An 11,709-nucleotide genomic window follows, 5' to 3' on the forward strand; every position below is an offset into this window, starting at 1 on the left:
TGGGACAGCCATGAACGGACACACTCCACCCTCAACCGGCATGCCCGGCCTGGACCGGCCCGTGACACCCGTCAGTCTGGAGGACTTCCGCGAGGCGGCGCGCAAGGTGGTTCCGGGTCCGGCCTTCGACTATCTGGAGGGCGGGGCCGCCGACGAACACACGGTGCGCTGGAACGAGGAGGCCTACCGGCGCACCGCGCTGGCCCCTCGCGTCCTCACCGGACACGCTCAGGTCGACACGCGTTGCTCGCTGTACGGCACGTCGCTGGACGCGCCGGTCCTGCTCGCTCCGACGGCCTCCCACGGCCTCTTCCATCCGGAGGCGGAGTCGGCCACGGCCCGGGGCGCGGCCCTGAGCGGCACGCTCATGACCGTCAGCACGTTCTCCTCGCAGACCGTCGAGGAGATCGGGGCGGCGGCGAGCGGCCCGTGGTGGTTCCAGCTGTATGTGCAACGGGACCGCGACCTCACCACGGAACTGGTGCGCCGGGCCGCGGCGGCCGGGGCCAGGGCCTGCGTCGTCACGGTCGACACCCCGGTCACCGGACCGCGGGAGCGGGACACACGCAACGGTTTCGCGCTGCCCTCGCACGGCCTGCCCGCCAACCTCGCGAGCAGTCCGCGGGCCCAGGGACGTCCCCGTGACGGCATCCACGATCCGCGGATCGACCCCTCGGTGACCTGGGCAGATCTGGAGTGGCTGCGGGAAGTGTCCGGACTGCCGGTGCTGGCCAAGGGGATCCAGCGACCGGAAGACGGCCGCCGGGCCGCCGACCTCGGAATCGGGGTATGGATCTCCAACCACGGTGGCCGCAACCTGGACACGGCCCGCCCGACATTCACCGTCCTGTCCTCCATCGCCGCCGCGGTCGACGGCCGGGTTCCGGTCGTCCTGGACGGCGGCATACGGCGCGGCACGGATGTGGTCAAGGCGATCGCCTGCGGTGCCGACACGGTCGCGATCGGGCGCCCGTACGTCTGGGGTCTCGCCGTCGGTGGATCCACCGGGGTGCGGGACGTCGTAGCCGCGCTGCGCAGGGAGACGGAACTCGCGATGGCGCTGCTCGGCGCGGGGAGACTCGCCGACCTGACGCCGGACCTCGTCGTGCCTCACGATCCGGGACCCCGCTTCTCGGCGTTTCACGACCCGGTGTAGAGCACTTCCACCGCCGTGCGCACGTCGTCGCCGGGTCGGTCGATCACGCATCGGCCGCCCAGCTCCACGTGGACGTCGTCCACGGGCCGGGTGCGGATGACGGCGCGGTGGCGGCCGTGCAGTACCTCCAGTCCGCGGCCCAGTTTCCGGGTCAGCAACATGGAGGCGCTGCCACACGCCTCGTCCTCGCCCTTGCCGATGCGAGGCGCCCACAGGCGCGCCCGCACCCGCCCGGCATCCTCGTCCTCCCAGGCCCACACCTGGGTGAAGTCCTCGCCGTCGGGCAGGCCGGTCAGTGCGTCGATCTCTGCGGCGTCGGCCATCTGGTAATGCCGCCAGGGCTTGGACCATGCGGCAGGCGCGGTGAGCCACGCCGTGCCGTCGGCGTCCCTCCGGCAGGTGACCGCACCGGCGTCGGGGGTCAGCTCTCGCGGCGTCCGACCGGTCTGGTGCAGTGCCTCGACAGTGGCCAGCAGCGGGTGGCCACCGAAGCGGATCGACTGCCCGTAAGAGCTGTGGATGCTGATCCGGCCTGCGCCGGATTCGTGGATGAACACCGTGGCGGGGATGCCCAACCGGCTTGCCAGCTCCTGGCGTTGTGCGGCGGTCACCGCGGTCCCTTCCGGCTCGGCCACCACCAGCGCCGGATTGCCGTGCATGCCTTCCGCGTTCACGAATGCTCGTACGAGCCAGCAGTTGACCATGCCCAGACAGTACCGGTCTCCGCCCGCCGTGCGGGACCGCACGAAGTACACGACAGCCACCGGCGGCCCCCTCACCAGCACCGTCACCACGAACCCCCCCCTATCCGACCACCGCCAACTTCGAACCGGGGCGCGGCACGTGATCTTCCGCGAAGTGCCGGAGCGAGGCAACGGTCGGGGCAGCTCATGGACTCTCTTTGATGTCAGGAGGTGCCCATGAGTGACGGTAAGCGGGCTCGGGACGAGGAGTTCGGCAAGTTCATGGCCGGTCGTTGGCCCGTGTTGATGCGTACGGCCTTTCTTCTCACCGGGGAACGGTACGCGGCCGAGGACTTGGCTCAGTCGACGCTGGAGCGGGTCTACACGGCTTGGCGCAGCGGCAAGGCCGACGACCCCGATGCCTATGCACGGCGCGTCATGATCAACCTGCATGCCCGCAGGCACAGAAGAAGACTGAAAGAGTTCCTGGCACCGCGCGACGACTCAGGACTGGCGCGGGAGGAGGCTGATGTCGGCGACCGCATCGCCCAGGCCGACGACCGCGGCGTGCTGCTCCAGGCGCTCACCCGACTGCCGCCACGACAGCGGGAAGCGGTGGTTCCGCACTACTGGGGGGACCTGACGGAGACACAGACAGCTCAGCCGATGGGGTGCTCGGTCGGCACGGTCAAGAGCAACGCCGCCAAGGGGATAGCGAAGCTGCGCACCATACCGGCGCTGGCCGGAACGGTCCTGCCGGAGGGAAGGAACGGTTGTGCGGGCCGGTCGCCGACGCAAGGCGCGGCGGCGGGCGGTGGCCGGAGATCTCCGAGGTGGCCTTTGGCACCCGCGGGGGGGTCGCGTGGGGTGTCACGGTACTGGTGTGGACGGCACCCCGCGACCGGGCCGAGGCCGTCGTGCAGACGAAGGCCATGAAGGACTGGGGACTGACGCCCGTGACCTCGGGCAGCCCTTCCGACCTGGTCGGGAAGACGAGTTATTTCGTCACACACCTCAACGGCAGCTCCGGCGACGTCTCCAGCCGTCGGCTGGTGACGTTCGACTCGACCACTGAGCTGCCCCGGCCGAAGGGAACCGACATCAAGGTCCATCCCCAGCCCCTGACCAAGGATGACGGGCCACTCCGCCTGGTCGTAGGCACGGTCGCCACGACGGCGAAGCAGGTCGCCTGCCACTGGAAGGACGGCAGCACGACTCTGGCCGACCTCGCTCCCCGGAACTCCGCGCTGCACAGCACTGATGCCGTGATCAGACCAGTCCGCGGCTACCCCACCGCGAACTGGTTCGTCTGCCTGGCTCCGGGATCCACCACGTACAAGTCCGCGCAGGTGACGAAGTAGCAGGCTGGGGTGATCTTGCGATCACGGCCGTGCCGGCGTCACGGCATGCCCGCACCGTGACGCCCCAACTGCACACCGCGGACGGGCTACGTCATCAACTCGATGTGCGGATGCTCGGGCTCCGCCGGGCATGGGTGCGGGTGCGGAGACCAACTGTTCCCGGTGTCGTCCCCTTCCTCGAACGTGGCGACGGTCATCTTCCGGGTCCATGTCTTCCTCTGCCAGCCTCACCGGATACGTCCGCGGGGATCGCATCCGCTCGAGGGTCTCCCGTTCCTCCGGTGTCAGGTCCCGGCCGTGCGGCGAAGATCCGTCGCTTCAGCCGCAGATCCGCGGGGGACCGGGCTGGGTTGATGCCATCCACCGCGTGCGGTTCCTCGCAGTGCGTCCACGGCTCCTCGGCGGGCCACAGCAGCGGCCCGCCGATCGAGCTGTCGTGGCCCATACGGCGCCCCAGGGCGCGGGTGCAGGCGGGTCGCCGTGCGGGCCAGCGAAGCCAGTTGGGGGAAGACCGCGGCAACGTCGATCGGCCGTGGCGGGGTGACAGGAGTGACCTTCATGGCCGCAATCTTGCCTGGAGCCGGACGAAGCAGATGAGGACCGACAGGTGCTCATTCAATCCAGATGAAGTCGCAGATACGGATTTGTTGCTGGTCCGGATAAATGCTGTAGCTGAATAGAACTCGCTCGTTGAAAACCGGGATGCTGTACCACACCACCCCGTCGATCGGCATAGGCAGTCCTGGCGGCGTCTTGCCCGCCTGCACCGCGTCGCCGACCTCAAGTGCCAACGAACGCATGAACAAGACCATCTGATCGTGCAGTTCTTTGAAACCTGAGGCGCCCATCGTGTGCAAGACGTGGGCAGCCCGCGGCTCGATGACGGCCTTCCAGCTGGGCAGAGGTGCGGTCACGGCTGCTCCTCGTCCAAGGTGTCCGGCAAGCGTAGTAGGTCACGTCCGGCGACGGTGCGTTCGAGACGGTGGGCCCGGCCGGGTACCGCATCGAACATTGCTTCCATCCACCATGTGTCGAACACCGCGTCGAGTTCCGGACCTTGTACGGCCTGTCCCAATGCTCGAAGAAAAGTCTCTCGCTTTTCAGGAGCCAGGCTCCTGCTGACCGCGTCGATCGTGCGGGGAAGGGCGGCGCTCTTCCCCACCGACGTGCATGGGTCAGGCGGTATGTGCATGTCTACATCCCATCGGTAATGTTCCCTCAGGAAGATGCTGCTCACGGCACGGTATCCGTTACCTGAAAGCATGCGGTGTCGATTCGCCATGTCGCCGAGGGTGTGGTATCAGCTGGGGTGCGGCGAGCGGCACTTCGTGCAGGCGGGGCCAGACGCCGGCCTCACGACGTAGGCTTCCACTCCGGTGTCGGCGGCGGTCTGTGCGCAGACCAGGTCGTACAGGGGCAGCCCGTCGCCGAGCGGGGTGTCGGGCAGCAGCAGCCGCACCTGGCCGGTCCTGCGGCGCCATACCGGGGTGAGCTGCCGATGCGGCGGCATCCGGTGCAGCGCTCAGTGGCGGTACGCGGCTGTCGCGATCTCGACGAAGGATCGGATCAACGGGTCGGTGTCCCCTTCGTTCCATACCGCCACCACTCGGCTCGGCGCCATGTCGATCAGCGGTACCACGGCGAACTCGGCGGGCAGGTCGTGTCCGAAGGGGGCCAGGCCCACCGTGCCGTTCCACAACACGGCCTGCAGGCATTCCTGGACGGCGCGGACCATTGGTCCCTCGCGCGGCCTGCCGCCGTTCCAGTACGACTGCCAGACGGGGTCGGTGCCCTGGGGGAACTGGAACCAGCGGCGGTCGCTCAGTTCGGCCAGCCGCAACTGGTCGCGGCGGGCCAGCGGATCGTCGGCGCGCAGGACCACGCCGACCGGATCGGTTCGCAGCTCACGCACCGTCAGGGCGGTCTCGTCGAACGGCGCGCGGGTGAGGGCCACGTCGACCAGTCCGGCGCGCAGCCCGCACGTCGGGTCGGTCAGGTCGGTGTCGCGAACGCGGATGTCGATGCCGGGGTGGGTTCGGCGGTAGGCGGCGGCCAGCCTGGCCGCTCCCGGGTCGGTGCCGTCGCCCAGGATGCCGACGGTGATGGTCGCGGTGCCGGCAGCCGCGCTGACGCGTACACGGACGCGGTCGGCGTGGTCGAGCAGGGCTCGTGCCTCGTCGAGCAGCACCGTGCCCGCCGGCGTGAGCGTGACGCCGGTGGGCGAGCGGGCGAAGAGCGGGGCGCCGACATCGGCCTCCAACTGCTTGATCGCCCGGCTCAGCGGCGGCTGACTCATGTGCAGTCGGGTGGCGGCCCGGCCGAAGTGGAGTTCCTCGGCGACCGCCACGAAGTAGCGCAAGGTCCGTAGCTCCACGCTGCAACGATACCCACGGAGTATCGGCGCTGCGGAATGGGTCTTGGACACTGGCGGGCTCCCGGCGGTGCACTGGTGAGCATGACCGATGAAGCGAAGACCAGCGAGCCGCAGGCCGACCCCGCCGTGTCGGTGGTGGGTCCCGGCGCAGGTGAGACGATCGTTCTGGGCACCACACGCATGCGCCTTCTGGAAGACGGCAGCCACACCGGGCACCGCCTCGCCATCGCCGAGTCCGTCCTCGCCCCGCACACCCAGGGACCGCCGCAACACCGTCACGCCCGACACGACGAGGGCTTCTACGTCATCTCCGGCACCGTGCGGTTCACCGTAGGACACGACGACTACGACGCCACCGCGGGCACGCTCGTGATGGTTCCGCCAGGCACCCCGCACACCTTCGCCAACGTGGCCGACCAGCCCGCCGTCATGCTCAGCACATTCACCCCCGACCTTTACGTGCAGTACTTCCGAGACCTCGAAGGGGTGTTCGCCGAGGGCCGGCCGTTGACGCGACAGGCCAACATCGATGCGATGAGCCGCTACGCGACCGAGCCCGCCACCGACCTCGACTGAGGCCGACGGTACGCAACGCTGCCCCCTTTCGCGTCCGCCCTCCCCGGACGACTGAACGGCCCGCCTCATGGGCTTTTCTGGCAACCGACACAATCGCCGTGCACCTGACCGGTGAAGACCGCCGGGTCGCACTCAACGTCGGGCTCATCGCCACCGCGGCCGTGACCGTCTGGCTGGCCACCGGTCTGTGATCGACGGCCGCGCCGTCGTTCCGATCACACGGCTGTCACATTCGGCTGCGAGAATCATGCTCGAGTGCCGTCCGAGTGGTGAAGGAGGCCGTGGCGTCCATGTCTCGTCCGCTGCGCAAGCTGGGGTTTCTGACGATCGGGCTGTTCGATCCCGCTGAGCCCGCCCGGGGCCACGCCGACACGCTGGAGATCATCGAGCTGGGCGAGCGGCTGGGCTTCGACAGCGCCTGGGTGCGGCACCGGCACCTCCAGTACGGCATCTCGTCGCCCGTCGCCGTACTGGCGGCCGCCTCGCAGCGCACCCGGCGCATCGAGCTGGGCACGGCGGTGATCCCGCTGGGCTGGGAGAACCCGCTGCGCCTCGCCGAGGACCTGGCCACGGTGGACGTGCTTTCCGGCGGCCGCCTCAATCCCGGGGTCAGCGCGGGACCCCCGAGCCACTACGACCAGGTCAAGGAAGCGCTCTATCCGGCCTCCGTCGAGGCGGAGGACTTCGGGTACGGGCGAGTGCGGCGGCTCCTCGACTTCGTCCGGGGCGAGCCGGCCACCAACTTCAAGGGCGCCGAGGGCTTCGAGGAGTACTCCGACATCGTCCAGCCGCACTCTCCCGGCCTCGCCCGACGCATGTGGTACGGCGGCGGCAGCCTGGCCTCGGCGCGCTGGGCCGGTGAGCAGGGCATGAACCTGCTCACCAGCAGTGTGGTAAAGGCCGAGGACCCTGACGCCCCGCTGGACTTCGCCGCGATCCAGGCGGCCCAGATCCGGGAGTTCCGCGCGCGGCACCCCGAGGGGGCGGCGGCCCGGGTCTCCCAGGGTCTGGTGGTGATCCCGACCGACTCCGCGACGGCCGGACAGCGGGCGCGGTACGCCGAGTTCGCCGCCGCCCGGCTGCCCCGCACGGCCTCACCGCAAGGCCCGGCGCGGCTGCTGTTCGCGCCGGATCTGGTGGGCACCAGCGAGGAGATCGCGGAGCGGCTACAGGCGCACGCGGGGTTCCGCGAGGTGGACGAGGTGGCGTTCGCGCTGCCGTTCACCTTCCGGCACGAGGACTACGTACAGATCCTCACCGACATCGCGACGAAGCTCGGCCCCGCGTTGGGACGCCCTGACGGCGGGCACCGCAGCGGCTGATCACCCGCGGCCGGGTTCCGCATCCGTCAGCGCCTCGGACGGCCTGCCGTCCACCCCGGTCAGGATGGTCACCCGCCGGCATCACCCGGTGCATGCTCCGGGGGCCGGCCGAGGTGAGCTCTACCGCCGAGTGCACCGCCCCTGGCGCGCATCAGGGCACCTGATCAGACGAAGGCCGCGTCAGCGTCCGGCGAACACCCTGGTGAGCGGCCTGGTCCGAGGCACATTTCGACTCAGCGATAGCCTGCATCACCATGATGCGCGCCTGGATCCTGCCGATGCTGTTCGTGCTCAGCGGCTCAGCCGTCGCAACCGGTCTGATGTCCCAGGGGAGCCCCGGCACAGCCGCAGCACTCCTGCTGCTGTTCCTGGCGCTCGCCGGCGTGAACTCCCCTCTGATCTTCCCGAGGTCCATCGGCGTGCGGGAGGCACAACGCCGCAGTGCGGTCGACGGCCGACCGGTCGTCTTCTGGCGGCCGGGCTGCAAGTACTGCATACGACTGCGCATCCAACTGGGTCGCAGCGCCCGCCAGTTGCACTGGGTCGACATCTGGCGCGACCCGGCTGGAGCCGCAGCGGTGAGAGCGGTCAACGACGGCAACGAGACCGTGCCGACCGTTGTCGTGGCAGGCCGGCCACACACCAGCCCCGACCCCGGCTGGGTGCGCGAACAGCTCTCTCCTCCCGCCTGATCGCGCTCCTGTGTGAAGACGCGGGCGTCGCCCGCAAGGCCGCCTGACCGGCGGCGGACGTCACCCCCGCGCTCGGGCGGTTCGGACCATGCGTACGTCCTCGACACCGAGGAGGCCGAGGAGCGGCACCTTGCCGATGCCCTGCTCAGGGTCGACCATGAGCCCCGAGCGGCGCACGTGGTCCAGGAGCAGTTCAGCGAGTGGCATGACCATGTGCCGACCCCAGCAGCGCTCGGAGGAGTGGCCGAAGGGAAGGTATCCGGGGGTGTTGTCGGGGTCCAGGCCGTCCCAACGTTCGGGACGGAAGCTCTCGGGGTCGTCCCAGAGGCCCGGGTCGCGGTGGGACAGCAGTGGCAGCACGAGCACGTCGTCGCCGGCGCCTATCCGCTCGTCGATGGCGGAGTACTCGGGCGAGGCGTTGCGCAGGATGTTCCAGGAGGGTGGCAGCAGGCGCAGCGACTCCAGAATGATGTTCCGGTTCGGCGTCGCGTCGTCGAACGGGGCTCCCAGCCACAAGGCGTTGGCCACGAGCGTGGAGATGGTGAAGCACACCGGTGCGGCGGCCCTGCGGTACATGCCCATGGCGTACCGGCGCTCCTGGTAGCCGGTGGCCTCGGCCGTTCGGGCGGCCAGTCCGGTGAGGCCCTCATCGCCGGGCCGGGGCCAGCCGGGCAGCGCGGCGCCCACGGCGATGACCGTCCAGGTGAGCTTGGGCGTCAGTTCCAGATAACGGCTCATGAGCATGCGCAGCCGGTAGGGGTCACCGCTGAGGATGAGGTCCCGCAGGAAGAGGTGCCCGGCGAGCGGCCAGGAGCCGGACAGGTCGACGGTCTCGGGCAGGGGACCGGTCAGGGCCCGACGTACGTCGTTGGCGACGGTGCGGGTCACCGACGAGGCCTCGGTGCGGGTGATGGAGCGGCCGTGCAGCGGCTTGAACGTCGGCCGTTCAGATTCCGTGGCCCGGCGCGCTGCGAGCACACGGTGGGTGATCTCCGGTCCGGCGACCCCGATCGTGTCCGGTTCCAGACGGAAGACGTCCTGGCCGAGGTGACCGCTGATGAGTGCGGCCAGCCGCGGGGCGAACACGGTGGTGCGTGCGCGCGTGGCGGATGACGACGACATGCGTACTCCGGTGCGGGCGGCGACGGGGCCGGCCGGGTGCTCGACGGGCTGGGAGGGGAGACGCGGTGGCGGGCCTCGTCGTCCGGTGGCCCGCTTGGGGGAGGACCGGACAACGATGTCGGACCGCCGCTGGATCAGTACCAGATGTACCAAGCGCTGGCCTTCAGGCTCTTGCCGGCAGCGATCTTGTTGCGAATGGCGAAGAGAAGCTTCATCGACACACCTCCGTGTGGAATGGGGAACGCCCGGAGACTTCCCTGGTCCGATCAGCGGGTATGCGCCACCGTTCCCCAAAACTTTCCCCACGGCGATTTTCAGGCACCTCCCGGCGGCTTCGCACCCCTCGGAAATCGCGCCCCCGGGGAGAAGCGGGGAGTCCGGTCAGGTTCCCCTGCCGCCAAGGGAAGAGAGGGCGTGAGGGGTGCGTGACGACATCCCGCCCCCGGCGAGGCGCGAGATGAACTCGTGCCTCGCTCCGGAATGTTCGTGACCACAAGGTTGGCGGGATATGGCGCCAGCCCTGTATGCGTGGCTTGTCGTGTGAGGGAGCTTTGGTCTCCCGTCCGCCGACGACGCCAACCGGCATCGGGTCATGTGAATGGCCGTCACCGAGTCATTGGACCGTCCCCGCGGGCGCGAGGCGGCGACCGGATCGCGTTGCTCGGGTCGTGTCGCTCAGAGCGTGAGCACTGGTCGTACGGAGAAGTCTTCGTACATGTCCTCTCCGTCAGGTCCGTACACGAACTCGGCCATGCCGGGGTTGCGGTTGGCGGTCGCCAGGGGGAGCCAGGCCAGCAGGTGGCCGTAGCCGCCGCACACCGACTCGCCTCCGTCGCCGCCGTGGACCGCGGTGATATCGCTGGTCAGCTCGGTGCGGTAGGTGTCGTAGGCGATACGCAGGCCGAAGGCGTTCAGCGCGTTGTGGGGGCCGGTGTCGTCGCCGTAGGGGATGCGGTCGAGGGGACAGTCGTCGCCCCACCGGAACAGGGTGCCCGACCCGGCGCCGCAGGCGTGTTCCCACTCGTCGGAGGTCGGCATCCGCAGACCCCGGGCCAAGAGGGCGGCCGGCATGTCGGCCGGAGGTTCGGCCAGGTTCTCGTCCTCCACGGCCATGAGGAGGGTGGCCAGGTGAACGCTGCGGCGGCCACTGAGGATCCGCGCGAGGTGGGCCTGCAGATCGGGCCCGTAGCCGTAGCCCTGTTCCAGGCTCTCGGCGTAGTCGGCGGCCTGCCACGCGGTCGGCTTCCAGGTGTCGAGGTCGAAACCCAGGGACACCCGGCCTCCGGGTATCAAAGCGAACTCCTGCCCGTCCCGCTCGATCCGGACGCGGTACAGCCTGGCACCGAAGTGTTCCGTGGCTTCGACGAGTGACACCTGGCCGCCCACGTGGTCCGCGGCCTTCTGGGCGATCCGCCGGGCGGTGACCGCGTCGAAGGTCCGCCACAGATCGAGAGTGAGATCAGCGAGCGACATGGTCGGCAGTGTGGCACGCGGCACTGACACGGCATGTAGGGACGGCCCAGTCCTGCGCCCCCGCACGCATCGCCGGCGGTACGAGACCCGCACCGGACAACCTGCCCCAGGCGTGCTCGCCATCGGAGAGGCACCCGCACGCCCCGAAAACGACGCAGTAGCGATGCGACTGGCATCGCCCGCTCCATCGGTGTTCACTCGGCGACAGTCGAGAGACAAGGGCGTGTCGATGGTCGACGATTCCCCAGTCACGCGCTCACGACCGCGCCCGGAACGAAGGACAACGGCCGCGTCAGCGTCACGTTCCGGCCTGCGAGGCCGTGTGGGCGATGCCCTCTTCCGGGCCGTGGCCGGCCCCGACGGTCCGGAAAGCCGACGCCGGGTCCACGGCACACCCGGCCCCCGCTGGTTCGCCCCGGACCGCCCGATCCGCGTGGTCCACGGCGACGCCTCCATGTTCCCCGGCGGCCTGGCCGCCCTGCTGCTCCAGTCCCTGCACCCCCTGGCGATGACGGCGGTGGCCGACCACTCCGACTACCGCAACGACCCCTGGGGCCGCCTCGCCCGCACGAGCACGTTCCTCGCGTACACCACCTACGGCGCGGCGGACGACGCCCAGCGAGCCGTCGACCGCGTACGAGCCGTCCACGAGAACATCCGGGGCCACACACCGGACGGCGAGCCGTATCACGCCGCCGACCCCCACCTCCTGGCCTGGGTCCACAGCGCCGAGGCGTACTGCTTCCTCACGGCGCACCAGCGCTACGGCAGACACCCGCTGAACGCGGCGGGCCGGGACGCGTACGTGGCCGACATGGCGCGAGTCGCCACCGCGCTGGGCATCGAGAACCCCCCGACAACGGTGACGGGACTCCGCGACACTCTCCACACCTACCGCCCCGAACTGCGCCTGACTCCCCAAACCCGAGAGGCAGTCCACTACATCCTCC

General features: G+C 69.7%; 14 protein-coding genes and 1 pseudogene. 7 read left to right on the top strand and 8 right to left on the bottom strand.

Features of this window, described 5'->3' with window-relative positions; all coding sequences use genetic code 11:
• Window positions 1–61 precede the first annotated feature (61 nt).
• Window positions 62–1,156: an alpha-hydroxy acid oxidase gene (locus tag CCN33_RS13320; protein ID WP_167387847.1), complete on the top strand. Its 1,095-nt coding sequence runs from the start codon at window positions 62–64 to the stop codon at window positions 1,154–1,156.
• Here CCN33_RS13320 and CCN33_RS13325 read toward each other — a convergent pair.
• Window positions 1,141–1,920: a PhzF family phenazine biosynthesis protein gene (locus tag CCN33_RS13325; protein WP_140394534.1), complete on the bottom strand. Its 780-nt coding sequence runs from the start codon at window positions 1,918–1,920 to the stop codon at window positions 1,141–1,143. The genes CCN33_RS13320 and CCN33_RS13325 overlap by 16 nt on opposite strands.
• Window positions 1,921–2,076: 156 nt before the next feature.
• On the opposite strand from CCN33_RS13325, the pseudogene CCN33_RS13330 reads away from it, so the two are divergent.
• Window positions 2,077–2,607, top strand: a pseudogene (locus tag CCN33_RS13330) (SigE family RNA polymerase sigma factor); the annotation flags it as partial.
• 164 nt (window positions 2,608–2,771) lie between these two features.
• Window positions 2,772–3,200 (top strand): hypothetical protein, encoded by a 429-nt coding sequence (locus CCN33_RS13335; RefSeq protein ID WP_140394535.1) that lies wholly within the window; start codon window positions 2,772–2,774, stop codon window positions 3,198–3,200.
• Window positions 3,201–3,811: 611 nt separating this feature from the next.
• Here CCN33_RS13335 and CCN33_RS13345 read toward each other — a convergent pair.
• From CCN33_RS13345 to CCN33_RS13350, 4 genes are all read right to left on the bottom strand, one after another.
• Window positions 3,812–4,114, bottom strand: a complete 303-nt coding sequence (locus CCN33_RS13345; protein ID WP_086693848.1) for a hypothetical protein — start codon at window positions 4,112–4,114, stop codon at window positions 3,812–3,814.
• Window positions 4,111–4,437, bottom strand: coding sequence for a hypothetical protein (locus tag CCN33_RS31575; RefSeq protein WP_140394536.1), 327 nt, complete (start codon window positions 4,435–4,437; stop codon window positions 4,111–4,113). Before CCN33_RS31575 ends, CCN33_RS13345 begins: the two co-directional genes overlap by 4 nt.
• A 63-nt stretch (window positions 4,438–4,500) precedes the next feature.
• Window positions 4,501–4,710 carry a hypothetical protein gene (locus tag CCN33_RS31580; protein ID WP_140394537.1) on the bottom strand — a complete coding sequence of 70 codons (210 nt, stop codon included), beginning with the start codon at window positions 4,708–4,710 and terminating at the stop codon, window positions 4,501–4,503.
• A gap of 12 nt (window positions 4,711–4,722) precedes the next feature.
• Entirely contained in the window at window positions 4,723–5,574 is an 852-nt protein-coding gene (locus tag CCN33_RS13350) for a LysR family transcriptional regulator (RefSeq protein WP_244173785.1), read from the bottom strand.
• A gap of 81 nt (window positions 5,575–5,655) precedes the next feature.
• Here CCN33_RS13350 and CCN33_RS13355 point away from each other — a divergent pair, with 81 nt between their 5' ends.
• The 3 genes from CCN33_RS13355 to CCN33_RS13370 all read left to right on the top strand — a co-directional run bounded on the left by CCN33_RS13355 (window position 5,656) and on the right by CCN33_RS13370 (window position 8,164).
• Window positions 5,656–6,150 carry a cupin domain-containing protein gene (locus CCN33_RS13355; RefSeq protein ID WP_208621744.1) on the top strand — a complete coding sequence of 165 codons (495 nt, stop codon included), beginning with the start codon at window positions 5,656–5,658 and terminating at the stop codon, window positions 6,148–6,150.
• A gap of 281 nt (window positions 6,151–6,431) precedes the next feature.
• Window positions 6,432–7,472, top strand: coding sequence for an LLM class flavin-dependent oxidoreductase (locus tag CCN33_RS13365; protein WP_086693854.1), 1,041 nt, complete (start codon window positions 6,432–6,434; stop codon window positions 7,470–7,472).
• A 254-nt stretch (window positions 7,473–7,726) separates the two neighbouring features.
• Entirely contained in the window at window positions 7,727–8,164 is a 438-nt protein-coding gene (locus CCN33_RS13370) for a glutaredoxin domain-containing protein (protein ID WP_086693851.1), read from the top strand.
• Window positions 8,165–8,224: 60 nt separating this feature from the next.
• Here the strand turns inward: CCN33_RS13370 and CCN33_RS13375 are convergent, their stop codons facing one another.
• The 3 genes from CCN33_RS13375 to CCN33_RS13380 form a co-directional block, all read right to left on the bottom strand.
• Window positions 8,225–9,286, bottom strand: a complete 1,062-nt coding sequence (locus CCN33_RS13375; RefSeq protein WP_086693852.1) for a cytochrome P450 — start codon at window positions 9,284–9,286, stop codon at window positions 8,225–8,227.
• 134 nt (window positions 9,287–9,420) lie between these two features.
• Entirely contained in the window at window positions 9,421–9,501 is an 81-nt protein-coding gene (locus CCN33_RS33770) for a tryptorubin family RiPP precursor (protein WP_364817717.1), read from the bottom strand.
• A gap of 460 nt (window positions 9,502–9,961) precedes the next feature.
• On the bottom strand, window positions 9,962–10,759 hold the full coding sequence (locus CCN33_RS13380) for a hypothetical protein (RefSeq protein WP_086693855.1): 798 nt from the start codon (window positions 10,757–10,759) through the stop codon (window positions 9,962–9,964).
• A gap of 346 nt (window positions 10,760–11,105) precedes the next feature.
• Here CCN33_RS13380 and CCN33_RS13385 point away from each other — a divergent pair.
• A partial coding sequence (locus CCN33_RS13385; RefSeq protein ID WP_244173786.1) for an oxygenase MpaB family protein occupies window positions 11,106–11,709 on the top strand: 604 nt, incomplete at its 3' end.

The organism is Streptomyces recifensis (genome assembly GCF_002154615.1).
Lineage (GTDB): Bacteria > Actinomycetota > Actinomycetes > Streptomycetales > Streptomycetaceae > Streptomyces > Streptomyces griseoluteus.

Coding starts and splice junctions, on each gene's coding strand:
- CCN33_RS13335 (WP_140394535.1), top strand. CDS start 2,772: ATGAAGGACTGGGGACTGACGCCCGTGACCTCGGGCAGCCCTTCCGAC.
- CCN33_RS31580 (WP_140394537.1), bottom strand. CDS start 4,710: ATGCCGCCGCATCGGCAGCTCACCCCGGTATGGCGCCGCAGGACCGGC.
- CCN33_RS13355 (WP_208621744.1), top strand. CDS start 5,656: ATGACCGATGAAGCGAAGACCAGCGAGCCGCAGGCCGACCCCGCCGTG.
- CCN33_RS13370 (WP_086693851.1), top strand. CDS start 7,727: ATGATGCGCGCCTGGATCCTGCCGATGCTGTTCGTGCTCAGCGGCTCA.
- CCN33_RS13375 (WP_086693852.1), bottom strand. CDS start 9,286: ATGTCGTCGTCATCCGCCACGCGCGCACGCACCACCGTGTTCGCCCCG.
- CCN33_RS33770 (WP_364817717.1), bottom strand. CDS start 9,501: ATGAAGCTTCTCTTCGCCATTCGCAACAAGATCGCTGCCGGCAAGAGC.
- CCN33_RS13380 (WP_086693855.1), bottom strand. CDS start 10,759: ATGTCGCTCGCTGATCTCACTCTCGATCTGTGGCGGACCTTCGACGCG.